The 22,637-nt window shown below is 71.1% G+C and carries 23 protein-coding genes and 1 riboswitch; of the genes, 14 read left to right on the top strand and 9 right to left on the bottom strand.

Features of this window, described 5'->3' with window-relative positions:
• A partial coding sequence (locus ETD86_RS57105; protein WP_211370226.1) for a serine/threonine-protein kinase occupies window positions 1-1,211 on the bottom strand: 1,211 nt, incomplete at its 3' end.
• Between the two features lie 153 nt (window positions 1,212-1,364).
• Here ETD86_RS57105 and ETD86_RS55340 point away from each other — a divergent pair.
• Entirely contained in the window at window positions 1,365-1,508 is a 144-nt protein-coding gene (locus ETD86_RS55340) for a hypothetical protein (RefSeq protein ID WP_170223206.1), read from the top strand.
• On the opposite strand, the gene ETD86_RS22145 is transcribed toward ETD86_RS55340, so the two are convergent.
• Window positions 1,483-2,442: an NAD-dependent epimerase/dehydratase family protein gene (locus ETD86_RS22145; protein WP_246148076.1), complete on the bottom strand. Its 960-nt coding sequence runs from the start codon at window positions 2,440-2,442 to the stop codon at window positions 1,483-1,485. The two genes, ETD86_RS55340 and ETD86_RS22145, sit on opposite strands and share 26 nt — an antisense overlap.
• Window positions 2,439-3,572, bottom strand: coding sequence for a GNAT family N-acetyltransferase (locus tag ETD86_RS22140; RefSeq protein WP_138668063.1), 1,134 nt, complete (start codon window positions 3,570-3,572; stop codon window positions 2,439-2,441). Before ETD86_RS22140 ends, ETD86_RS22145 begins: the two co-directional genes overlap by 4 nt.
• Window positions 3,573-3,708: 136 nt before the next feature.
• Between ETD86_RS22140 and ETD86_RS22135 the strand changes: the two genes are divergently transcribed.
• The 3 genes from ETD86_RS22135 to ETD86_RS22125 are packed head-to-tail and all read left to right on the top strand — an operon-like array spanning window position 3,709 to window position 8,377.
• The gene (locus tag ETD86_RS22135; protein WP_170223205.1) at window positions 3,709-4,911 is read left to right on the top strand and encodes an aminotransferase class I/II-fold pyridoxal phosphate-dependent enzyme; all 1,203 of its coding nucleotides are present in this window, start codon (window positions 3,709-3,711) and stop codon (window positions 4,909-4,911) included.
• 14 nt (window positions 4,912-4,925) lie between these two features.
• On the top strand, window positions 4,926-7,106 hold the full coding sequence (locus ETD86_RS22130; RefSeq protein WP_138668061.1) for an MMPL family transporter: 2,181 nt from the start codon (window positions 4,926-4,928) through the stop codon (window positions 7,104-7,106).
• Entirely contained in the window at window positions 7,103-8,377 is a 1,275-nt protein-coding gene (locus ETD86_RS22125; protein WP_138668060.1) for a cytochrome P450, read from the top strand. The genes ETD86_RS22130 and ETD86_RS22125 overlap by 4 nt, the downstream gene beginning before the upstream one ends.
• Here the strand turns inward: ETD86_RS22125 and ETD86_RS22120 are convergent.
• On the bottom strand, window positions 8,371-9,570 hold the full coding sequence (locus ETD86_RS22120; RefSeq protein ID WP_138668059.1) for a sensor histidine kinase: 1,200 nt from the start codon (window positions 9,568-9,570) through the stop codon (window positions 8,371-8,373). The two genes, ETD86_RS22125 and ETD86_RS22120, sit on opposite strands and share 7 nt — an antisense overlap.
• The gene (locus ETD86_RS22115; protein WP_138668058.1) at window positions 9,567-10,223 is read right to left on the bottom strand and encodes a response regulator transcription factor; all 657 of its coding nucleotides are present in this window, start codon (window positions 10,221-10,223) and stop codon (window positions 9,567-9,569) included. The genes ETD86_RS22120 and ETD86_RS22115 overlap by 4 nt, the downstream gene beginning before the upstream one ends.
• Before the next feature lie 229 nt (window positions 10,224-10,452).
• Here ETD86_RS22115 and ETD86_RS22110 point away from each other — a divergent pair, with 229 nt between their 5' ends.
• From ETD86_RS22110 to ETD86_RS22095, 4 genes are read left to right on the top strand one after another with little or no spacing between them, the layout of a single operon-like run.
• Window positions 10,453-10,971 carry a hypothetical protein gene (locus ETD86_RS22110; protein WP_138668057.1) on the top strand — a complete coding sequence of 173 codons (519 nt, stop codon included), beginning with the start codon at window positions 10,453-10,455 and terminating at the stop codon, window positions 10,969-10,971.
• Window positions 10,972-12,117 (top strand): peptidoglycan-binding protein, encoded by a 1,146-nt coding sequence (locus tag ETD86_RS22105; protein WP_138668056.1) that lies wholly within the window; start codon window positions 10,972-10,974, stop codon window positions 12,115-12,117. It abuts the gene before it with no gap.
• Between the two features lie 8 nt (window positions 12,118-12,125).
• Window positions 12,126-12,953: an ABC transporter ATP-binding protein gene (locus tag ETD86_RS22100; protein WP_138668068.1), complete on the top strand. Its 828-nt coding sequence runs from the start codon at window positions 12,126-12,128 to the stop codon at window positions 12,951-12,953.
• Entirely contained in the window at window positions 12,953-14,173 is a 1,221-nt protein-coding gene (locus ETD86_RS22095; RefSeq protein ID WP_246148075.1) for an ABC transporter permease, read from the top strand. The genes ETD86_RS22100 and ETD86_RS22095 overlap by 1 nt, the downstream gene beginning before the upstream one ends.
• Before the next feature lie 31 nt (window positions 14,174-14,204).
• Here ETD86_RS22095 and ETD86_RS22090 read toward each other — a convergent pair whose 3' ends face one another.
• Entirely contained in the window at window positions 14,205-14,840 is a 636-nt protein-coding gene (locus tag ETD86_RS22090) for a TetR/AcrR family transcriptional regulator (protein ID WP_138668055.1), read from the bottom strand.
• 57 nt (window positions 14,841-14,897) lie between these two features.
• Here ETD86_RS22090 and ETD86_RS22085 point away from each other — a divergent pair, with 57 nt between their 5' ends.
• The gene (locus ETD86_RS22085) at window positions 14,898-15,191 is read left to right on the top strand and encodes a hypothetical protein (protein ID WP_138668054.1); all 294 of its coding nucleotides are present in this window, start codon (window positions 14,898-14,900) and stop codon (window positions 15,189-15,191) included.
• A gap of 17 nt (window positions 15,192-15,208) precedes the next feature.
• Here the strand turns inward: ETD86_RS22085 and ETD86_RS22080 are convergent, their stop codons facing one another.
• Window positions 15,209-16,198 (bottom strand): rod shape-determining protein, encoded by a 990-nt coding sequence (locus ETD86_RS22080; RefSeq protein ID WP_138668053.1) that lies wholly within the window; start codon window positions 16,196-16,198, stop codon window positions 15,209-15,211.
• Window positions 16,199-16,381: 183 nt separating this feature from the next.
• On the opposite strand from ETD86_RS22080, the gene ETD86_RS22075 reads away from it, so the two are divergent.
• The 3 genes from ETD86_RS22075 to ETD86_RS22065 all read left to right on the top strand — a co-directional run bounded on the left by ETD86_RS22075 (window position 16,382) and on the right by ETD86_RS22065 (window position 18,742).
• On the top strand, window positions 16,382-16,582 hold the full coding sequence (locus ETD86_RS22075; protein ID WP_138668052.1) for a DUF5302 domain-containing protein: 201 nt from the start codon (window positions 16,382-16,384) through the stop codon (window positions 16,580-16,582).
• 165 nt (window positions 16,583-16,747) lie between these two features.
• A riboswitch (cyclic di-AMP (ydaO/yuaA leader) is annotated at window positions 16,748-16,882 on the top strand.
• A 182-nt stretch (window positions 16,883-17,064) separates the two neighbouring features.
• Window positions 17,065-17,859: a hypothetical protein gene (locus ETD86_RS59645; protein ID WP_342779293.1), complete on the top strand. Its 795-nt coding sequence runs from the start codon at window positions 17,065-17,067 to the stop codon at window positions 17,857-17,859.
• 43 nt (window positions 17,860-17,902) lie between these two features.
• A complete protein-coding gene (locus ETD86_RS22065) occupies window positions 17,903-18,742 on the top strand; it encodes an alpha/beta fold hydrolase (RefSeq protein ID WP_170223208.1) in 840 nt (279 codons plus the stop codon).
• Between the two features lie 33 nt (window positions 18,743-18,775).
• Here the strand turns inward: ETD86_RS22065 and ETD86_RS22060 are convergent, their stop codons facing one another.
• Entirely contained in the window at window positions 18,776-19,126 is a 351-nt protein-coding gene (locus tag ETD86_RS22060) for a winged helix-turn-helix transcriptional regulator (RefSeq protein WP_138668050.1), read from the bottom strand.
• A 54-nt stretch (window positions 19,127-19,180) separates the two neighbouring features.
• On the opposite strand from ETD86_RS22060, the gene ETD86_RS22055 reads away from it, so the two are divergent.
• Window positions 19,181-19,783, top strand: a complete 603-nt coding sequence (locus ETD86_RS22055) for an NAD(P)-dependent oxidoreductase (RefSeq protein ID WP_138668049.1) — start codon at window positions 19,181-19,183, stop codon at window positions 19,781-19,783.
• A 7-nt stretch (window positions 19,784-19,790) separates the two neighbouring features.
• Here ETD86_RS22055 and ETD86_RS22050 read toward each other — a convergent pair whose 3' ends face one another.
• Entirely contained in the window at window positions 19,791-20,999 is a 1,209-nt protein-coding gene (locus ETD86_RS22050) for a DUF4032 domain-containing protein (RefSeq protein WP_211370225.1), read from the bottom strand.
• Between the two features lie 22 nt (window positions 21,000-21,021).
• Here ETD86_RS22050 and ETD86_RS22045 point away from each other — a divergent pair, with 22 nt between their 5' ends.
• Entirely contained in the window at window positions 21,022-22,611 is a 1,590-nt protein-coding gene (locus ETD86_RS22045) for a DUF885 domain-containing protein (RefSeq protein WP_138668048.1), read from the top strand.
• The last annotated feature ends 26 nt before the right edge of the window (window positions 22,612-22,637 follow it).

Below are 22,637 nucleotides of genomic sequence, written 5' to 3'. Positions count from 1 at the left end.
GGTTTGGCGGTCTTCGTCCGCATGGGCGTCCGGGTGGGGGTCCGGATGGGCTTACGCGTGGACTTGCGCGTCGGCGTCGGTGTCGTCGTCGCGGGCGGCTGCGTGGCAGGGGCGGATGGCGTCGGCGAGGCGAGCGCGAGCTGCAGCGAGCCGGCCCGGACACCCGCCCAGGGGGCGAGCCACACGACACCGGCGACCAGCGCCGCCACCACGACTCCCGACACGCCGATGGCCACCGGCACACCGCTCCGCCTCCGCCTGCCGCCACGACCACCACCGGTCGCCGGAACGCCGGCTAAAGCCCCAGGTCCCGGTATCGGCCCGGGTCCGGGCATCGGTCCTGCGCCCGGCACCGGTCCTGGGCCGTGCGCCGCCATCGGCCCGGCACCTGGTGCGGACACCGGGACCGGCCCTGCGCCTGGTGCCGGGTCCTGGCCGCCCAGCATCCGGAGCAGCACATCCCGCATCGAGGGCCGGGCACGCGGGTCCTTGGCGAGGCAGTCGTACACGATCGACCGCAGCGGGTGCGGGAGATCTCCCAGCTGCGGCTCGTTGTGCAGGATCCGGTTGATGATCGCCGGCAGCGTGTCCTGCCCGAACGGCGGTGTGCCGGTGGCCGCGTACACCATGACGGACGCCCACGCGAACACGTCCGTTGCGGGCCCCACCGCCTGCCCGGCCAGCTGTTCGGGCGCCATGTACGCCGGCGTACCGACGATACTGCTCGTGACCGTGGCGGCGGCGTCCGCGGCCCTGGCGATGCCGAAGTCGATGACCCGGGGCCCGCCGGGCCCGAGGAGCACTTTGGCGGGCTTGAAGTCGCGGTGCACGACGCCGGCCTCGTGGATGGCGACGAGCGCGGTGGCGGTGGCGACGGCCAGCCGCTGCAGGTCGGCCCCGGCGTGCCGCCCGGCCTGCTGCAGCGACGGCCCTTCGACGTACTCGGTCACGATGTACGGCCGCCGCCCCAGCGACGCGTCCAGCACCTGCGCGATGCAGAACGGCTCCACCCGCCGCGCGGCCTCGATCTCCTTGGCGAGCCGGTCGTCGAACCCCGCGCCGTCCCGCAGCACCTTGACCGCCACCGGCCTGCCGTCGGGCGCCTGCCCGAGGTACACGATCCCCTGCCCGCCCGCGCCGAGCCGGCCGAGCAGGCGATAGACCCCTACGGCCGCTGGATCGTCCTCCCGCAGCGGTTCGACATGCGCCATGAGAGAAGTGACTCCAGGGACGGGTGCGGTGGATCTTTACGTACGATAGCGACTCATTTCCTGAAGCGACCCATTTCTCGGATTTGTGGTGAAGTCGCGGAGCACACGAAAACCACCACAGCGTGGGCCTGTACATCTTCCAAGAAGGCCGGCGTGGCCGTGCTCTTCGCGCCGAAGGGCGTCAGGACGCCCAGAGCCGGCATCGGCTCCACGATGAACGCCTTCTTCCCCGAGAAGGGCGAGCTCACGGGGCTGGACACGCGGGACTGCGTCACCTCACGGCAAGGGTGGCGGTGAGCCCGTCCAGCAGGCTGGTGGTGGGCTTGAAACCGAGATCGCGCGCGGCCTTGCCGGGGTTGCACGTCCAGTCGGGATGACGCATCTCGCGGACCTTGTCGCGGTTGAGCGCCGGGACCTGGCCGGCGAGTTCGGCGACCGCCGCGGCGGCGCGGACGACGGGCATGGGGACGGGCAGCAGGCGCGGGGGCGGGCGGCCGGCGGCCCGGGCCAGGGCGTGGCAGATGTCGTGCCACGTGTACGGGGTCCCGTCGCTGATGGGGTAGAGGCCGGCGTCGGGATCGCCGGGCCGCACGGTGCTGTCGTGATCGGCGGCCGCGAGCAGCGCCGTGCACAGGTCGTCCACATAGACGGCGCTGTAGCGGCGCGGGCCCAGCCCCGCCTTGAGCACCAGGCCGAGGCGGATCATCGGTAGCAGGGCAGGGATCAGGGCAGGCTCGCCCGGGCCGTACACGATGGCCGGGCGCAGGATGACGGCCGCCAGCCGCGAGGCGTGCTGGCGTACCGCCTCCTCACCGGCTCGCTTGCTGATGCCGTAGCAGGACACCGGCGCCGACGGCCGGCCGGACGGCGTGGTGGGGCCCGCGGCGGCGAGGGAGGAGCAGAACACCAGCCGGGGCGGCCGGGGCCGGGCGGCGAGCGCGGCGGCCAGGCGGCGCGTCCCGTAGTGGTTGACGGCCTCGAACCCGGCCGCGGTGCGGCTCCGCACCACACCGGCCAGGTGGATCACGCGGTCCACGCCGTCGATCGCCTCGGGAATGCCCTCTCCGGTGGCCAGGTCGCCGACGACGATCCGCACGCCCCGCTCATGCAGGCCGTCGAGGCGCGGGGACGGCCGGGCCAGCGCGGTGACCGCGTGGCCGCGCGCGAGCAACATCGGCACCAGCCGCGCGCCGACGAACCCGGTCGCCCCGGTCAGCAGATATCGGCTCACGGCAGGTCCCCGCGGTAGAGGCGGTACGTCTTGGCGGGCGTGCATCCCGCGGCCCGCAGGCTGGCGACGATGGCGCTGTTGTCCTCCAGCGTCCAGCCGAGCTCGATGTCGCGGTAGCCGCCGGACACGGCGGCCCGCAGGGTGCCGGCGTAGAGCAGGATCTCCACGCCGCGGCCCCGGTGCTCCGGCAGGACCCCCACGACGATCGACCGCATCGCGTCGATCGAGCGGGCGGCGCGGCGCAGGCGGAGCAGGCCGAGGGGCAGCCCCCAGGTGGTGAGCCGGCCACGGGCGGCAGGCAGGGCCTGGTTGAGGTCCGGGAGCGAGATGCTGACGCCGACCGGCTCCCCGCCGGACTCGGCGATCAGGACGAGGCCGGGGTCGAGAATCGGCCTGAGCTGCCGGGCCAGCGCGCCGAACTCGCCCTCGGTCATCGGCACGAATCCCCACAACCCGTCGAAGGCGGAGTTGTACAGGTGCCGGATGCGGGCCAGCTCATCGTCGAAGTCCCGCAGGTCGATCGGGCGAACGCGGACGCGAGCACGGTGCTCGAGCCGGGCCGCGACCCGGCTGAAGCGCTCGTCGAAGGGCCGCATGCCGCGCCGCCAGGCCCAGAGGTCCTTGGCCTTGCGCAACCCGGCCGCCTCCAGCAGGGGACCGTAATAGGGCGGGTTGTACGGCATGAGCAGCCGCGGCGGCGTGTCGAAGCCGTCGACGAGGACGCCGCATTCGCCGTTGGTGGTGAGGTTGACCGGCCCGATCATGCTGGTCAGCCGGCGTCCGCGGAGCCAGTGACCGGCCGCGTCGATCAACGCGCGAGCGGCGGCGCCGTCGTCGGCGCACTCGAACTGGCCGAAGAAGCCGTCGGCCGCCTCGAACCGGCTGTTGTGGCGGGGATTGTGCACGGCGGCGATCCGGCCGAGCACCTGCGGGCCGCGCCGGGCCACGAACAACCGCGCCGTCCCGTACGCGAAGAACGGGTTGTGCCGCGGGCTGATCAGCCGCCCGGCCTCCCGCCGCAGCGGCGGCACCCAGTGCGGCTCGCCCGCGTGCAGCCGGTAAGGCAGGTCGAGGAAGCGCTCCCGATCGCGGCGCGTGACGACCGGCTCCACGATCACTCTGTCGCTCACCGCAAGTCCCCCGCCGCACCGCTCGACCAGCCCCATCACGCACCAAGGGTAGTTGATCGACTACTCTAAGTGTCAATTATGGGGCATGATCCAGGTACGAGGACACCGCGCACGCGACGGAAAGAGCGACAAAGAGATGATCGATGTGTTCACCAGATGCCGTCCGCACGAAGCCTTCGAGTATGGCCGGCGGCGCGGGATCGTGCCTCACTACCGGGTGGTCCAGGAGCGTCCGGCCGCCGGCGAGGTCGTCATCGACGGGCGTACGCTGATCATGGCCGGCTCCGGCGACTATCTGGCCCTGGCCGCGGACCCACGGGTGAAGGAGGCCGCGTGCCGGGCGATCGGCACGTGGGGGCTCAGCACGGGCGGGGCCCGGGCCAGCAGCGGCTCGACGGTGCTGCATGAGGAGCTGGAGGCCCGGCTCGCGGCGTTCCTCGGCAGGCCCGCGGCCATGGTGCTGGCCAGCGGTTACCTGGCGAACCTCACGCTGGCCGCGCTGGTCGGCCGCGACGATCTCGTGTTCGCCGACGCCCTGATCCACGCCTCGCTGGTGGACGCGCTGCTCGTGAGCCAGGCCAGGCTGCGCCGCTACCGGCACAACGAGATCGAGCACCTGGAGTCGCTGCTCGCGCGCGCCGACCAGGACCGCGGCGCGCAGGACCGCGGCGCGCTGATCGTCACCGAGGGCATGTTCTCGCCCACGGGCGGCCTGTGCGACCTGCCGGGGATCGCCAAGGCCGCCTCCCGGCACGGGGTCCGCGTCGTCATGGACAGCGCCCACGACGCCGGCGTGATGGGCGCGCACGGTCGCGGCGCCGCCGAGCACTACGGCCTGGAATCGGCCGTGGACGTGCAGACCGTGCCGTTCTCCAAGAGCTTCGGCACCATCGGCGGCGCCGTCGCCGGGCCGGAGGAGGTCATCGTCCACCTGCGCCACCACGCCCGCGCGATGGTGTTCTCCGCCGCGCTGCCGCCCGCGTCGGCCGCGGCGACGCTCGCCGCGCTCGACATCATCACCGACGAGCCCGAACGACGGCAGCGGGTGCTGGCCACCGCCACCGAGATCGGCGACGAGCTGACCGGGATGGGCTTCAGGATCCTCCACTCCGGCACGCCGATCGTCGCCGTGCACATCGGCGACACCCTGCCGTGCTACCTGTTCTGGAACGAGCTGTTCAACCAGGGTGTCTTCACCACCGCCATGATCCCGCCGTCCGTGCCCGAAGGGCAGGCGCTCATCCGGCTCGGCCTCACCGCGGCCCATACCGACGCCCAGGCCGAGCGGATCCTGTCCGCCTTCGCCACGGCCGGCCGGGTCATGCACCTCATTCCCTGAGAAGGACCCCGACCATGACGCGCACCCGGCGCAGCAAGCTCGTGTTGTGGCTGACCGCCGCCTTGTTCCTGCCGGCCCTGCTGGCCGGGCACGACGTGCACCGGCACCTGGCCACCGTGGGCACGGTGCCGGCCGGGGCTCAGTCGGAGCGGGCCGAGGAGCTGCTGCAGGACTCCTTCGGCGGCGGCACACCACACCTGATCCTGCTCGTACGGAGCGCGTTGCCGGTCGACCACCGCCGCACCACCGCCGCGGCGCGCCGGCTGGCCACGCGGCTGGGGGACGATCCTGCCGTCCTGCGGGTCACGTCCTACTGGGACGGTCGCGATCCGGCGCTCCGCGGCCGTGATGGTCGCGATCCCGCGCTCCGCAGCCGTGACGGACACGGCGCGCTCATCGCGGCCCTGTTGAGCGGGGACGACCGCCAGCGCAGCGAGACCGCCCGCCGCCTGACCGGCGAGCTGGCCGGCCGGCACGGCCCGCTCACGGTCCAGGTGACCGGCGAGGCCCAGATACGCGTCGAGATCCAGGACCGCAGCGACGCCGATCTGCGGACCGCGGAGCTGATCGCCGCCCCGCTGACTCTGGTGATCCTGCTGTTCGTGTTCGGCGGCCTGGTCGCGGCGCTGCTGCCGGTGCTGGTCGGCGGGCTGGCGGTGGTCGGCACGATGGCGGTGTTGCGGGGCCTGACCGAGGTCACCGAGGTGTCGGTGTTCGCGATGAGCATCGCCAGCATGCTCGGGTTCGCTCTGGCGGTCGACTTCAGCCTGTTCATTCTCACGCGGTTCCGCGAGGAGCTCGCCGCCGGGCGCGACGCGCGGGCCGCCGTCGCGGTCACCATGAGCACCACCGGCCGCGCCATGGCGTACTCCGCGGCGACCGTGACCCTGTCGCTGAGCGCGTTGCTGCTGTTCCCCTTCACGATGCTGCGCTCCATCGCCTTCGGCGGCATCGCCATCACCGTCCTGGCCGCGGTCTGCAGTCTCGTCGTCCTGCCCGCGGTGCTGACCCTGCTCGGCGAGCGGGTCAACAGCCTGTCCGTGCGGCGACGCAGGCGTCGCCGGCGTCGTGCGGGCATGGGGTGGTTCCGCGTGGCCGTGTCGGTGATGCGCCGTCCGCTGCTCGTGGCCGTGCCCACCGCGCTGGTGCTGGCCGTCCTGGCCAGCCCGTTCCTCGGCGCCCGGTTCGGCACGTTCGACGACCGGGTGCTGCCCCCGCAGGCGCCGGCGGCGCAGGCCGCCCGGGACCTCCGGCAGGACTTTGACGGCGGTGGTGGCGTCGGTGCGGGCTTCATCGTCCTGCCCCGGGTGCGGGACGAGTGGATGCTGGAGGAGTACGCCCGCCGCGTCGCGGCCGTCGAGGGCGTCGCCCAGGTGAGCACGGTCACCGGCACGTACCTGCGCGACACGGTCATCTCGCAGGCGGACCTGCGCTTCACCAACGGCACGGGCACTTGGCTGGCGATCTCCAGCGTGTACGAGCCGTACTCGGTCGGCAACGCCGACCTGGCCGTGCGCCTGCGCGAAGTCCCCGCGCCCGGCGAGGCGCTCGTCGGGGGCCCGGGCGCGGAGCTGGCCGATCTGCGCCAGGGCATCGCCGGCCGCCTGGCGCCGGCGCTGGCGCTGATCGCGGTGGTCACGTTCATCCTGGTCACGGCGTTGACGCGGCGCATCGTGCTGGCCGTCAAGTCGCTGCTGATGAACGTGCTCAGTCTGGGCGCCACCTTCGGCCTGCTGGTCCACGTCTTCCAGGACGGCCACCTGCGCTGGCTCGTCGGTGACTTCACGCTCACCGGCAGCATCGACGCCCTGGTGCCCGTCATGATCTTCTGCGTGGCGTTCGGGCTGTCCATGGACTACGAGATCTTCCTCTTGGCCCGCATCACCGAGGAACACCGCCGCAGCGGCGACACCATCATGGCCGTGGCCGACGGGCTGCAACACACCGGGCGGCTGTTCACCTCAGCCGCCGTCATCTTCGCCGTCGTCATGGCCGCCATGACGACCTCAAGCCTGGCCCCGCTCAAGATGCTCGGCGCGAGCCTGGCCGTCGCCGTCCTGCTGGACGCCACCCTCATCCGCACGCTGCTCGTCCCGGCCGTCATGCGCCTGGCCGGCCGGGCCAACTGGTGGACGCCCTGGACCACGGCCAGCGCGCAGCGCCGGGAGCTCGTCGCGCTCCAAGGAGAATCGTGACCACGCATCCACTCATGCCCGCCTACCTCCTCCTCGGCGGCCGGGCCGTCGAGCGTGCCTTCGACCAGGCGGGCGAGGTGATCACGACCTGGCTGCCCGGGGTCGGCGAGGTGGCGCTGCTCCGCGATCCCGTTCTGATCAGGCAGGTCATGCGGAGCTCGGGGGAGGTCATCGACGCGGCGTCGGCCAACCGCGTCCAGGAGCCCGTCATCGGCCGCCGGGGACTGGCCGTGCTGCCCGACGCCGACCACCGCCGCCTGCGTTCCGTGATGCAACCTGCGTTGCGCGGCCCGGCCCTGCAGAACCTGCGGGAGAGCACCGCCAGGATCGCCAGGCAGACGGTGCTGGCCTGCCCGGCCGCCACGCCCTTCGAGCTGCTCCCAAGGCTGCGCGTCGCCATGTTGCGCGCCATTCTGGAGGTCGCGCTCGGCATCGACGACCCGCACAGGTTGCGCCAGTGGAGCACGCCGCTGCGGCGGCTGCTGAACCGGGCCGACTCCTACGAGATCACCGTCCGGTACGCGTTGCGGCACGTCGGAGCCCTCGAGGCCTGGCCGTCGTACCGTCGGCTGAACGCCGCGTGCGACCGGCTCATCCACGCTGAGGTCGACCGCCGCAGGAGACGTGGCGAGGACCGCGACGACGTGCTCGGCGTGCTCATGCGCGCCTGCGACGAGCGCGGCGCGCGCCTCACCCGCCAGGCGCTCCGCGACGAGCTGATGAGCGTCATCGCGGGCGCGCGCACCACCACCGCCACCGGCCTCGCCTGGGTCTTCGAGCGGCTCGCGCGGCACCCGGAGGTGCTGCGCCGCCTGACCGCCGAGGCCGACGCGGCCGATGGGGAGTCGTACGCCGCCGCGGTGGTCTACGAGGCGCTCCGCGTCCGGCCGCCGGTCACCTTCATCGGCCGCCGCACCCTGCGCCCCTACCGGCTGGGCCCGCGGACGCTCCGGCCCGGCACCGTGATCGCCGTGCATCTCATGGCCCTGCACCACAACCCCGGGCTCTACCCCGACCCGGCGGCCTTCCGCCCGGAACGCTGGCTGGGCAAACGGCCCAGCGGGTACGGCTGGATGCCGTTCGGCGGCGGCACCCACACGTGCATCGGGGATCATCTGGCCATGATGCAGATCAGGACCTTCCTGCATGTCTTCGCCCGGCACGCGGAGCTGCGGACCGCCGACGCGCGGGACGAGCCGGTCAGGTGGCGAGCGATCTCCAACACACCCGGCCGGGGATGCCGGCTGATCCTCTGGCCACGCGATCAGTGACGGGCGCGGGGGAGTGAGGCGGTGACGACCAGGCCGCCGCCTTCACGGGGACGCGCCCTGACGTCGCCGCGGTGCGCGAGCGCCACCGACCGCACGATCGACAACCCCAGTCCCGCGCTCCGCGCCGTGACCACCCGCTCGGCGCCGAGCCGGTGGAAGGGCTTGAACAGCAGCGGGATGTCGTACGGCGGCACCTCCGGCCCGGTGTTGCTGACCTCCACCTCGACCCTCCCCTCCGACACGGTACGGCTCACCACCCGCACCCACCCGGTGCCGTCGTCGACGTTGTACCGGATGCCGTTCTCGACCAGGTTGTGCACCAGCCGTTCGAGCAGCAGCGCGTCCCCGGTCGTCGGCGCCTGGGCGGTCACCTCGTACACGGTGAGTTTGGCCTCGGCGGCGTCCCCGGCGGTCTGCCTGACCACGTGCGCCGCCACGTCCGCCAGGTCCACCGGCGAGCGGTCCGCGATCTCCTGCTCCGACCTGGCCAGCAGCAGCAACCCGGAGATGAGCCGCTCGTGGCGGGCGTTGATCTCCAGCAGGCTCTCGCCCAGCTCCTTGACGTCGGCCGAGGCCGTACGGCGGTGCATGGCCAGCTCGACCAGCGCCCGATTCAGCGTCAGCGGGGTACGCAGCTCGTGCGAGGCGTTCGCCACGAACCTGCGCTGCCCGTCGAAGGAGTGGTCCAGCCGCTCCACCATGATGTCGAACGTGTCGGCCAGCGTCTTGACCTCGTCCTCCGGCCCTTCCAGGCCGATCCGCTCGTGCAGGCCGCGCTCGGCCATGGGCTCGGCGGCGATCCGGCGGGCGGTGTCGGTGACCCGGTGCAGCGGCGCCAGCACCCGCCCCGCCACCACCCAGCCGAGCCCGACGGCCGAGCCGCCGACCACGACGAGCGCGATCGCGCCCTGCGTGAGCAGCGAGGTGACGGCGGCGCTGCGGAGCTCCAGCTCCTGCTGCCGCAGCCACTCGACCGCGGCTTGGCCATGCAGCACGACGCCGTCCTTGACGAAGAACAGGTTCTTGGTCCGGCCGGGCTCCGAGGCGAACCGGCTCTCGAACGACTGCGTCAACTGCTGGTTGAACAGCAAATAGGTGACGCCCAGCAAGGTCAGCCCGGCGAGCATGAAGACGGCGCCGTAGACGAGGGTGAGCCGTAGCCGCAACGTGGGCTGGAGGCGCGGTGGTCTCATGCGATCCGGTACCCCACCCCGGGCACGGTCTCCACGACCGGCGGGTCGGCGAGCTTGCGGCGCAGCTTGAGAATGGTGAGCCGGACCGCCCCCGTGAACGGGTCGGCGTGCTCGTCCCACGCCTTCTCCAGCAGTTGCTCGGCCGAGACCACATTGCCGTTCGCCCGCATCAGCTCGGCCAGCACCGCGAACTCCTTCTTCGACAGCGGCACGAACCGCCCGCTCCTGAACACTTCCCTGCGCGCCGGGTCCAGCGTGATCCCGGCCCGGCGCAGCACCGGTGGCACGGCCGGCCGCGAGCGCCGCCCCAGCGCCAGAACGCGGGCGGCCAGCTCGGGGAACGCGAACGGCTTCGACAGGTAGTCGTCGGCCCCGATGGACAGCCCCGTCACCCGGTCGTCGAGCTGCGCGGCGGCCGTCAGCATCAGCACCCGCGCGTCGGACTCCGAGGCGACCAGCTCCCGGCACACGTCGTCGCCGTGCACCCGCGGCAGGTCGCGGTCCAGCACGACCACGTCGTAGTCGTTGACTGCGATCCGTTCCAGCGCCGCCTCGCCGTCGTGTGCCAGATCGACCGCGTGGGTCTCCTCGCGCAGCCACTCGGCAATCGCGCCGGCGAGCATGCGCTCGTCCTCAACCACCAGCACCCGCATGGCGTACCTCAGGCCCTTTCTTTCCGCTTACAGAGCCGAGTGTGGCCTAGGGGGCATTTGGTCGAAGTAAGCCCGAAGAAGGCGACGTGGGAGAAGGCAACACAGGAAGAAGTCGGCACCGGAAGAAATCGGCACCGGAAGAAATCGGCACGGGCGGAAACGCTGAGGAAACGGCGGGTCCTATTGCATCTCCCCTCGAACGGCATTGATTCGACGGAGGAGATCATCCATGCGAGCACGAGGTCTCATGACACTGGCCGCTGCCGCCACCATTCTGCTGACGGGCTGCGGCGGCGGTGGCGACGGCGGCTCGGAGGTGGCCTCGGTGACCGGCACCGGCAACCAGGCCGCGGCCAGCCCGAAGCCGAGCGAGGACCCGCAGGAGAGAGGACTCAAGTACGCCCAGTGCATGCGCGAGAACGGCATCGACATGCCGGATCCCGAGCCGGGCAAGGGCATCATGATGCGGCTCGACAAGAACACGCCCAGGGAGACCATGGAGAAGGCCCAGGAGGCCTGCAAGCAGTACGCCCCGAGCGGCCAGCGGGCGGGCGGCGGCGACCCCAAGCGGGCCGAGGCCCTCCGCAAGGTCGCACAGTGCATGCGGGACAACGGCGTGGAGAAGTACCCGGACCCCGAGGGCGGCATGATGCGCATCACCGGCGACGTCGGCCAGGACCCCGACTTCAAGTCCGCCCAGGAGAAGTGCCAGAAGGAGATGTCCGAGGCGGGCATGGGAGGCATGTAAATGGGGCCTGTGAAGGGTGGGGCCACCATCGACGGAAAGGCGGAGCCGGACGCGACGCCGCCCCGCCCGCGCCGCCGTCGCGGGCGGGGCAAGGCGGTCGTCGGGCTGCTGATCGTGATGGTCGCCGCGGGCGGCGGGTTCGTCGCGATCAACAGCGCGGGCCTGCTGGAGGGCGCCTCGGGCCCGACCCAGTCGGCCGCCGTCCTGCCCCCGGCCACCGCCACGGTGGCACGGCAGACGCTGAACGACACCATGGACGCCGACGGCGAGCTCGGCTACGGCCCCGTCACCACGGCGGTGACCAGGAAGCCCGGCACGATCACCTGGCTGCCCGAGAGCGGCCGGCAGGTCACCCGCGGCAAGTCGCTGTACCGGCTGGACAACGACCCCGTCACGCTCATGTACGGCGACACGCCCGCCTACCGCGACCTCAAGATCGGCGTGGAGGGCAAGGACGTGGAGAACCTGGAGCGCAACCTCAGCAAGCTCGGCTACGACGGCTTCACGGTCGACGACGAGTACACGTATGACACCTACGAGGCCGTCCTGGAGTGGCAGGAGGACCGCGGCCTGGACGAGACCGGCGTGGTCGAGCTGGGCCGTGTCGTCTTCGCGCCCGGCAAGGTACGCGTGGAGAGCATCGAGTCCGAGGAGGGCCAGCCGGCCCAGCCCGGCCAGAAGGTCCTGACGTACACGGGCACGTCCAAGGTCGTCACCGTCGAGTTGGAGGCCGAGGACCAGCGGATGGCCAAGAAGGGGGCCAAGGTCGGAGTCGAGCTGCCCGACGGCAAGAGCGTGAACGGCAAGGTCACCGAGGTCGCCACGGTCATCGTGCCCGGCGAGAGCCAGGACGCCGACCCCGAGACGCGGGTCGAGGCGCTGGTCTCGATCGGCAACGCCAAGGCCGCCAAGGGGCTCGACAAGGCGTCGGTGGACGTGACGTTCACCGCCTCCCAGCGCAAGAACGTGCTGACCGTGCCGGTCGCGGCGCTCGTGGCGCTGCAGGAGGGCGGGTTCGGCCTGGAGGTGATCGAAGGCGGCAGGTCCCGGTACATCGCCGTCGAGACGGGGTTGTTCGCCGGCGGGCGGGTCGAGGTCGAGGGCGACGGGCTCACCGAAGGCATGACTGTGGGGATGCCGAAGTGACGTACCCCATGATCGCGCTGACGGATGTGTCCAAGTCCTACCCCGGCGGGGTGACGGCGCTGGACTCGGTGTCGCTGCGCATCGAGCACGGCGAGCTCGTGGCCATCGCCGGCCCGTCGGGGTCGGGGAAGTCGACCATGCTCAACGTGGTCGGCACCCTCGACCGGCCGACCTCGGGAACCATCCACATCGACGGCTACGACGTCTCGAAGCTGTCCGACGGTCAGCTCTCGGCGCTGCGTGCCACCACGATCGGCTTCGTCTTCCAGCACTTCCACCTCGCCGCGAAGGTCCCCGCGCTGGACAACGTGGCCGACGGCCTCATCTACACCGGCATGGGCAGGTCCGAGCGGCGCCGCCGGGCGGCGGCCGCGCTCGAACGGGTCGGACTCGGGCACCGGATGGACCACGAGCCGCACGAGTTGTCCGGCGGCGAGCGGCAGCGCGTGGCCATCGCCAGGGCCGTGGCGGGTGAGCCGCCGCTGCTGCTGGCCGACGAGCCGACCGGCGCACTGGACTCGGTGTCCGGCACCGGGGTCATGGAGTTGCTGCACGAGCTGAACGCGTCCGGCACCACCATCGTGATCATCACACACGACCGGGAGATCGCCGCCAGCCTGCCCCGTCAGGTGCGCATGCGTGACGGTGAGATCATCGCGGACAGCGCCGTGCCGGACATGGTGCCGGACTCGGGCACGTCGGGCATCGTGCCGGACTCGGGCACGTCGGGCATCGTGCCGGACTCGGGCAGGTCGGGCATCGTGCCGGACTCGGGCAGGTCGGGCATCGTGCCGGACTCGGGCACGTCGGATATGGCCGAATCAGGGGTGGCGTGATGACCGTCGTCGAGGTGAAACGGCCCAAGCTCGCCCCGGCCAGTATGCGGCCGGGCGACGTGATGCGGGTCGGCGCGGTCGGCCTGCGGACACGCCCGCTGCGGGCGTTCCTGTCCGCGCTCGGCATCGCCATCGGCATCGCGGCCATGGTGGGCGTGGTCGGGCTCTCGTCCTCCTCGGGCGCCGAGCTCGACCGTACGCTCTCCGCCCTCGGCACCAACCTGCTCACCGTCTCGTCGGGCACCACGCTCAGGGGCGAGGCGGCGCAGATGCCGAAGGACGCCGAGGCGATGATCGAGCGCATCGGCCCGGTGGAGGCCGCCTCCGCGGTGGCGAAGGTCTCCGAGGCCAAGGTCTACCGGTCCGAGCAGATCCCCGAGGCCCAGACAGGCGGCATCAGCACGTACGCCGCCCGCCTCGACCTGCCCGCCACCGTCGGCGCGACCCTGCGCAGCGGGACCTGGCTCAACCAGGCCACCGAACGGTATCCGGCGGCCGTGCTCGGCTCGTCCGCCGCCCAGCGGCTCGGGATCGGCTCGGTCACCCAGGACACGCAGGTGGTCGTCGGCGGCCAGCGCTTCAGCGTCGTCGGCGTGCTCAACCCGGTCGCGCTCGCCACCGACCTGGACGCCGGGGTCATGGTGGGCTGGCCGGTGGCGGAGGAACGGCTGGACTTCGACGGGCACCCGACCACGCTGTACACCCGCTCGGAGGAGGCCCAGCTGGAGGCGGTACGGCAGGTCCTGGCCGGCACGGCCAACCCCGAGGCGCCGAACGAGGTGGACGTCTCCCGCCCGTCCGACGCGCTGGCCGCCAAGCAGGCGACCAGCCAGGCGTTCGCCAACCTCCTGCTGGGCGTGGGCGCGGTGGCTCTGCTCGTGGGCGGTGTCGGCGTGGCCAACACCATGGTCATCTCGGTGCTGGAACGCCGCGCGGAGATCGGCCTGCGCCGCTCGCTCGGGGCGACCCGCGGCCAGATCCGTACCCAGTTCCTGGCCGAGTCGCTGCTGCTGTCGGCGTTGGGGGGAGCGGGCGGTGTGCTCCTGGGGACCGCCGTCACGATGGGGTACGCGCTCTACAGCGGCTGGCCCTCCGTGGTCCCGGCCTGGGCGACCGTCGGCGGCCTCGCGGCGACGCTGGCCATCGGCGCCATGGCCGGCCTCTACCCGGCGATCCGCGCCTCCCGCCTGTCCCCGACGGAGGCACTGTCCACGCCGTAGGCGCGCGCCCGATCGGGCGCGCGCCGTCGCCTCACGCCGGTTGGAGGAGCTGGGCGGCCAGCGTCCGGTGGACCCACTCCTCCCACTGCTCGGGCGACCAGCCGCGATCCTCGACGAACTGCAGGTAGAGCTCCGGGCTGAGCAGCGCGTAGAGCACATCGGCCGCGAACGCGGCCGAGACGCCGGGTCGTGCCCCCGGCTTGGTCATGAGCACGTCGGCCGCGGCCCGCTGCACCGTGTAGCGCGGATCCACGTCGTACGACCAGAGTGCCGCCACCTCCGGATCCATCGCCGCGGCGGTGCTCAGCACCTTCATGATCGGCGCGACCCGTTCGAGCACGCCCCGCCCGCCGCGCACATGCGCCCGCAGGTGTTCATCGGCCCGCTCGGCGGCCATCGCCGCGCGGAACCACGGCCGGTCCATGGTCGCCACCGGCTCGTCGTCCCCCGCGATCGTGATGTCCACCAGCTCCTTCAGCAGTGAGCGTTTGTTGCCGAAGACGAAGTAGATCGTCTGCACGGCCACGCCCGCCTTGTCCGCGACATCCTGCAGGTTCGTGGTGCCGTAGCCGTCACGCACGAACAACTCCCCGGCCGCCTCCAGGATCCGCCTGCGCGTCTCCCTGGATTTCTGCGTGCGCTTGCTCACCCTCTTGACGTCAGCCATGGCTGTAGTTTAACTCTAGTTACGTTAGCTAGATACGAACTCTAGAAAGGAACTACAGTGACAGCGATCATCCGCACCACCCGCTTCACCGCCGACCCCGCCGCCACCGAAGAGGTGCTCACCCGGCGCGTGGCCCTCATCGCCGCACTCCGGGCCCGGAGATCCGGGCCCACGGAGGCCAGCCTCACCCGGATCGACGAACGCACCTGGGTGGACATCTGGCGCTGGGAGTCGCAGGCCGACCTGGAGGCCGCGATGGAGGTCGCGCACACGTTGCCGGAGGCGAAGGCCGCGTTCGAGGTGGCCCAGGATCCGTCGGCAGAGACGGGGGAACTGGTCGACGAACGCTAGGTTCGCCGGGCCAGGGTTCATTTGGCGGCGCCTCTGAGCTTGGCGATCAGTCCCAGGTCGTCCACGCACTGTCCGAGGCCGAGCGCCACGGACTCCAGAGGCCGCTCGGCCCGGCGCACCGGCATGCACAAGGCGGTACGCAGCCGCCGGCACAGCCCGCGCAGCAGCGCGCCACCCCCCACCAGCACCGCTCCCCGTTCCCCGAGATCGGCCACCAGTTCCGGCGGGCATTCCTCCACGATCCCGACTGCCGCCCGCTCGATGGTCTCGACCGGCTGCCTGGTCGCCTCGTAGATCAGCTGTACGGGCAGCGCCGCCGTCCGCTCGTGGCCGGTCTCGGTGTCCGTGCCGCGGACCAGCACCTGCCGGTCCAGCGGTTTCCATTCGCTGCCCGCGCGCCGTTTGGCCGTCTCGGCCTCGTCCTCGTCGATCAGCAGCCCGTGCTCGCGTTCGACCAGGCGGGCGATCGACCTGCTCATGGCATGGCCGCCGACGGGCACCGTGCCGCAGGCCACGACGGTCCCGTGCGAGAGCACCGCGATCCTGGCCGCGTCGCGCCCGATGTCGATGACCATCCGCCCGGCGCAGTCCTTGATCGGCACGCCCGCGCCGAGCGCCGCCGCCAATGCGTGCGGGATCAGCAGGATGTCGCGCGCCTCCGCCTCGAACGCCAGGTCCCGCAGCGCCGCCCGGTCGATCGGCGTGCAGCCGTCGGGCAGCGCCATGACCACGCGTGGCCGGGCGAAGGGATGTCCGTGTACTTTGCAGATGAAATGCCGGACCAGGCGCCGGGTGAGCTCACTGTCGGCCGGCAGGCCGTCGCTGATCGGCCAGCACGTCACGCCGGGCACGCCGGCGGCCGTCGCGCCGTACCCGAGGACCTTGCCCGTCTCGGCGTCGCACACGACGGCCGAGGGCTCGTCCAGGACGATGCCCTTGCCCTTGACGTACACCCGCGTGTTCGCCGCCCCGAGGTCCATCGCCAGGTCGTTGCCGATGACGCTCATTGCCGCTCCGGGGGGTTGACCATCATGTCGCTTCTCTTTCCGGATGCGCCCCAACGCAATACCAGGAACAGTTCGTCTTTACTCAAGGCATCCGAGGTCGACAGGCAAGGCGGCCGCCCCGGTTTCGCGCCATCGGCGGGGCCGTGCGAAGCTGTGATTGTCCCCAACACCATGGAGGTCCTCATGGCGGATACACCCGAGCCGGAAAACAGCGAAGTTCCCGAGGACGAGATGAAGCGCAAGTTCCGCGAGGCGCTGGAGCGCAAGCGCAACCAGCACGCGGGCTCGGGCGCGGGTGGCAGGGGCGGCGACCCATCGAAGATCCACGGGGCGCACGGTCCGGCTGCGAGTAAAAGATCGTTCAGGCGCAAGAGCGGCGGCTGAGCCTGAAATTTCGAGGGGGTACGGCATGCCGTACCCCCTTTTGCTTTGCCAGTATAGGTAGATCTTTAGACTGATTCCTGATGGTTTGTTTGCCTATGTCCGGAATACGTGGTTACAGTGTTGGCCATTGACCAGCCGGTGACGTGGCCCTTACCCAGGAGGGACAGCCGGTTGGCGCCGAATCCCGATCAGTCGGGAACCGGGGACCCAATTCGTTGGGGTGAATCCGGCCACGTGCCGGTAGGGCATCTCCACGCCCGAACCCGTCAGCTAACCCGGTAGGCGTGATGGAGAGGACACAGCATTCGTGTATCACCGCGTCGTACCCCCAGACCGCGTAGTGCCGATCGCCTACTGAGCGGCCCCTTCCCCCCAAGGCTCTTTCCGCGCTCCGCGTAGCGACTGTTTTCGGCGTTCTGCCCCGCTATGCCCTCTCTTCGTGAGCGTGTGTCCCTGTCCCCTCGCAAAGGACCTCACTCTTCATGTCTGCTCTCTTCGGCCTGCCCTGCATCGCCCTGCTCACCGCCTCCGCCGTCGGCACGATGACCATCGCCTGCGCGTCGGCGCGCGCCGACTCCGACACTGACGAGAAGATTCTGCTCAAGGGCTCCACCACGGCGTCCTACTTCTGGGACGACTCCTCCGGCCGCAACGGTGACACGGGCCTGCCGGCCAGCGGCAAGCCCATGCAGAAGGGTATGGCGGCCAGCCCGAGCTGGCCGCTGCTGACCGAGGGATATGTGGTCTACAAGGGCAAGAAGATGCCGTTCTTCGTCGGCGACCGCGGCCCGGGTGTGCCCTCCAACCGCGGCATCATGCTCGACCTGGACGCCAAGACCTTCGCCGACCTGACCGGCGGCTCGTTCAACTCCGGCACGCTCGGCGTGGACGGCGTCGGCGGCCAGGGGCACATCAAAATCGACTACGTCATCACCAAGTGGGGTGACGGCCTCGGCAAGAAGAACTACCCGGTGCCCTTCTCCACCCGCGCCTGGGCGAAGAGAGACACCAACCCGGCCAAGCCTCCGCAGGTCGTGGCGGAGAAGCCAGCCGAGAAACCCGCTGAGGAGAAGCCCACCGAGGAGCCGGCGGGCGGCAAGGCCGCACCCGCTCCCGCGAACGCCGTCGCGGCTGCTCCCGTGTCCTCCGTCACCCCCGCGCGAGAGGTCGAGGAGTCCAGCAGCGTGGGCGGCGCCCTCCTCACGGGTGCTCTGGCCCTGGCCGGCGGCGGCGTGGTGCTCGGCCACAAGCGCGTGCGCAGGCTCGTCAAGCGCTGACTTTACGGCGCGAGACCAGAATGTCATTCTGGTCTCCGTGACCATGCGCGCAGCCGCCAACGGCATCGACATCGCCTACGAGACCTTCGGTTCGCCGGCCGGACGGCCCCTGCTCCTCATCATGGGGCTCGGCGCCCAGCTCATCCACTGGGACGAGGAGCTCTGCCGGCTCCTGGCGGAGCAGGGACACCACGTCGTACGGTTCGACAACCGCGACGCGGGTCTGTCCACGCACTTCCACGACGCGGGTGTCCCTCAGGCGGGGGCGCCTACGCCGTACTTTCTCGACGACATGGCGGACGACGCCGCCGGCCTCATGGACGCATTCGGGTGGCCCGCCGCCCACGTGGTCGGCGCGTCGATGGGCGGGATGATCGCCCAGGCCCTCGCCATCCGGCATCCCGAACGGGTGCTGACCCTGACCTCGATCATGTCGACGCCCGGCCCGGAGTCCGCCCCGCCGACCGCGGAGGCACTGGCGGTGCTGACGGCCACGCCGCCCGCCGACCGCGACGGCGTGCTGGAGCAGGCGCTGCGGACCTGGTCCGTCATCGGGTCGCCCGGTTACGAGCTGGACCGCGAGCGGATCATCGCGATGGCCGGGACGGCCTACGACCGGTGCTTCGACCCGGCGGGCACGGCCAGGCAACTGGCCGCCATCATGGCCTCGGGCGGCCGCACGGAGCTGCTCGCCCAGGTGTCCGTGCCCACGCTGGTCCTGCACGGCGAGGGAGACCCGCTCGTCCCCGTGGCGGGCGGCCGGGCCACGGCGGCGGCCATCCCCGGAGCCAGGCTGGTGACCTATCCCGGCATGGGACACGACCTGCCGCGCGCCCTGTGGCCCGACATCGTCACCGAGATCACCAAGCTCACGAGCTCCTGAACTCCCGGCGGCCCGCACCGGTGTGCGGGCCGCTCAGGCGGACTTCTCGCGGTACCGGAGAATCTCGGCCACGTTCCGCTCCGCCCACGTGGCCACCACCGAGATCGGTTCGTGCAGCGAGCGCCCGAGATCCGTCAGCGTGTACTCGACCCGCGGCGGCACCTCGGCGAACACCTCCCGCGTGATCAGCCCGTCCTGCTCCATGGCCCGCAACGTCTGCGTCAGCACCTTGGGCGTGACCCCGCCGATCCGCGCCCGGAGCTGCGTGAACCGCATCGGCCCGTCGATGAGGCTGAGCAGCACCAGCACCGACCACTTGTCCCCAATCCGATCCAGAACCACCCTGGTCGGGCAGTTGGGGTCGAAGACATCACCGGTATCCATAAGGTACTTATAGCACGATGAAGTAACCAGTATCTGATGGATACTCTTGCCGGTATGAAGATTCTCGTCTTTGGCGCGACCGGCATGGTCGGCCAGCGCATCGTCGCAGAGCTCACCAATCGCGGGCACGAGGTGACCGGCGTCAGCCGCTCTGGCCCTGTCCGGGGCGACGTCCGCGACTCCGCCACCCTGGCCAAGGGCTATGACGCCGTCGTCTCCGCCATCAGCCCGCCACGCGACGGCACCGAGCCGGAAGCACCCTTCGTCGCCGCCTATCGCGCGCTGATCGACGGCGTGCGGGTGGCCGGCGTGCGCCGCCTGATCGCCGTCGGCGGCGCCGGCAGCCTCCAGGTCGCCCCCGGGGTCGACCTGGTCGACACGCCCGAGTTCCCGGAGATCTACAAGAAGGAGGCGCTGGCGGGGCGTGCCGTGCTGCGCCTGTTCCGGGAGGTGGAGGACCTGGACTGGACGTTCATCTCACCGGCCGCCGAGATCGCGCCTGGCGACCGCACCGGGGTCTACCGCATCGGCGGCGACCAGCTGCTGGTGGACGCGGAGGGCCGCAGCTTCATCTCCGCCGAGGACTACGCGGTCGCCGTCGCGGACGAGCTGGAGAACGGCGCCCACCCGCGCCGGCGCATCACGGTGGCTTACTGAACGGGGCTTACTGGGCGGCGTCCTCCGGCAACAGCGCCTTCTCGTCGGGCTTGTGGACGAGCACGTTGTCCACGTACGACTTCACGGCCGCCGCCAGCCCGACGTCGGCGCCCGCCTGCTCCGACAGGTACCAGCGGTGGTCGAGTATCTCGTGGAACAACTGCGCGGGCTCCAGCTTCCCGCGCAGCTCCGCGGGAATGGCCTCGACCGTCGGCTGGAACACCTCCGCCAGCCACCTGTGCGCCACGATGGCCTCGTCCTCGTGCCGCAGCCCCTTGGCCACCCGGAACCCGTCGAGGTCATTGAGCAGTCGCCGCGCCTGGTTCTCCTCCACGTCGAGCCCGGTCAGCCGGAGCAGTCGCCGCTGATGGTGGCCGGAGTCGACGACCTTGGGCCGGACGATGAGCCGGCCGGTGCCGACCTTGCGCCGCACCATCATCTCGGCCACGTCGAAGCCCAGCAGGTTGAGCCGCCTGATCCGCTGCTCCACGCGGTGCCAGTCCACCTCCTCGATGATCTCGCTCTCGTTGATCTCGTCCCAGAGCCGGTGGTAGCGGGCGACGACGTCTTCGGCGGTCTCCATGGGATCGATCGACGGGTGCAGCAGCTCGCCGGCCTCCAGGTCGAGCATCTCACCGAAGATGTTGGTGTGAGCGGCGTCGATGTCGGCCAGCCGCTGGCCGTTGCTGATCATCGGGTGCATCTCGCCGGTCTCGGCGTCCACCAGGTACGCCGCGAACGCCCCCGCGTCCCTGCGGAACAACGTGTTGGACAACGAGCAGTCGCCCCAGTAGAAGCCGTTCAGGTGCAACCGCACCAGCAGCACGGCCAGGGCGTCGAGCAGCCGGGTGAGCGTGTCGGGGCGTAGCGTGCCCGACATGACCGCACGGTAGGGCAGCGAGAACTGCAGGTGCCGGGTGATCAGCGCCGCGTCCAGCCCGTGCTCGCGGCCGGTGACGTACGCGACCGGCTCCACGGCGGGCGCGTCGAGCCGGGCCAGGTCCCACAACAACTGGTATTCGCGCTTGGCGTAGCGCTCGCTGATCTCCTTGATCGCGTACACCTTGCCCGAGAGCCGGGCGAAGCGCACCACGTGCCGCGAGATGCCGCGCGGGAGATCGACCAGGTGATGTTGCGGCCAGTCTTCGAGTGGAACGTCCCAGGGGAGGCGAATGAGGTCGGGGTCGCCGAGCGCGCCAGTCATCTGCAGGGGCATTTGCTCAGGATATGGTGCACCGGTGGACGAGTTTCTCAAGTGGTACTTTTCCCACCACCCCGTTGTGGCCGGCTTCCTGGGAGCCGAGGGCTACGATCACACCCTGGGCGATTTCACCGCCTCTGCCTTCACCCTCCGTGAGCAGGAGCAGGCCCGCTGGCTCGAACGCCTGTCGGCGGCCGAGTCCGCGTCGCTCGACGACGCGATCGACAGAGACCTTGTCTGCTCGCAGCTGCGAGGCTCCATCGCGCTGGCGTCCTGGCCCGAGTGGCGCCGTGACCCCGCGGCCTACCTCTCGCCGATCTTCAACTCCATGTACACGCCGCTCCAGCGGCGGCTCAAGCCCGAGTCCGAGCTGGTGCCGGCCGCGATCTCCCGGTTAGCGGAGGTGCCCGGCGTGCTGGCGGCCTGCCGTGCGAACCTGGACCCCGACCTGGCCGCGCCGCTGCTGGTCCAGCGAGGGCTCGGCCAGGCCCGCACCGGCCGCAACTTCCTCACCAGGACGATCCCCGGCATGGTCGAGGACCCCGAGCTGCGTGCCAAGCTGGCGGCGGCCGCCGAGCCGGCCGCCGAGGCGTTCGACCAGCTTGTCGCGTTCCTGGAGGCCTTCCAGTGCGGTGGCACCTGGCGGATGGGGGAGCGGCTCTACTCCACGCTGCTGCGCGAGCGCGAGCTCCTCGGGTACGGCGCCGCCGAGCTGCACGAGAAGGGCACGGTCGCGTGGGCCGAGCTGGACGCCAGGATGCGTGAGGTGGCGGTCCGGGTCAACGGGACCGAGGACTGGCGGGCCGCGATGGAGTCCCTCATGGACGACCATCCGCCGACATTGGCGGACATGCGCGCCGAGTACGAGGCGGAGACCCAGCGGGCACGGGAGTTCGTCAGGGAGCGGGACCTGGTCACGTTCGCCGACGGCGAGGAGTGCCACGTGCTGCCGTCCGCCGAGTACACCCGGCCGATCCTGTCCGTCGCCCACTACCTGGCGCCGCCGCCGCTGGCGGGGTCGCGGACCGGCGTCTTCTTCGTGCCGTACACGCCGGACGACTTCACGCCCGAGCAGGTGCGCCAGCGCCTGCGGACGAACTCGCGGGCCCAGATGCCGTCGATCGCCGTCCACGAGGCCTATCCGGGGCACCACTGGCATCTGTCGTACATGGCGGGCAACCCGCGCACGGTCAGGAAGGTCTTCCGCACCTCGTACTTCACCGAGGGCTGGGCCCTGTACGTCGAGAAGCTCCTGCACGAGCAGGGCTACTTCGACACCCCGGCCACCGAGCTGGCGCACCTGGACTGCCGGATCTTCCGCGCCGCCAGGATCGTCGTGGACACGGCGCTGCACTGCGAGGACATGTCGATCGAGGAGGCCGAGACGTTCATGGCGACGAAGGCGTCGCTGTCGCCAGGCACCGCCCAGGGCGAGGTGAACCGCTACTGCGCGTGGCCGACGCAGGCGCCCTCCTATCTCACCGGCGCCATCGAGATCGACCGCATCCGCGCGTCGTTCCAGGGCTCGCTGAAGGAGTTCCACGACAAGATCGCCGGTTCCGGCGGCCTGCCGCTGGGCCTGGCGGAGAAGGCGGCACATGGCGAAGGAGCCCGCCGAACGGAGTAAGGCCGGGTCAGCCCTGCGGCCCCGGC

It is taken from the genome of Nonomuraea turkmeniaca, from assembly GCF_005889735.1.
Lineage (GTDB): Bacteria > Actinomycetota > Actinomycetes > Streptosporangiales > Streptosporangiaceae > Nonomuraea > Nonomuraea turkmeniaca.
This window is presented reverse-complemented; position numbering and strand designations above follow the sequence as displayed.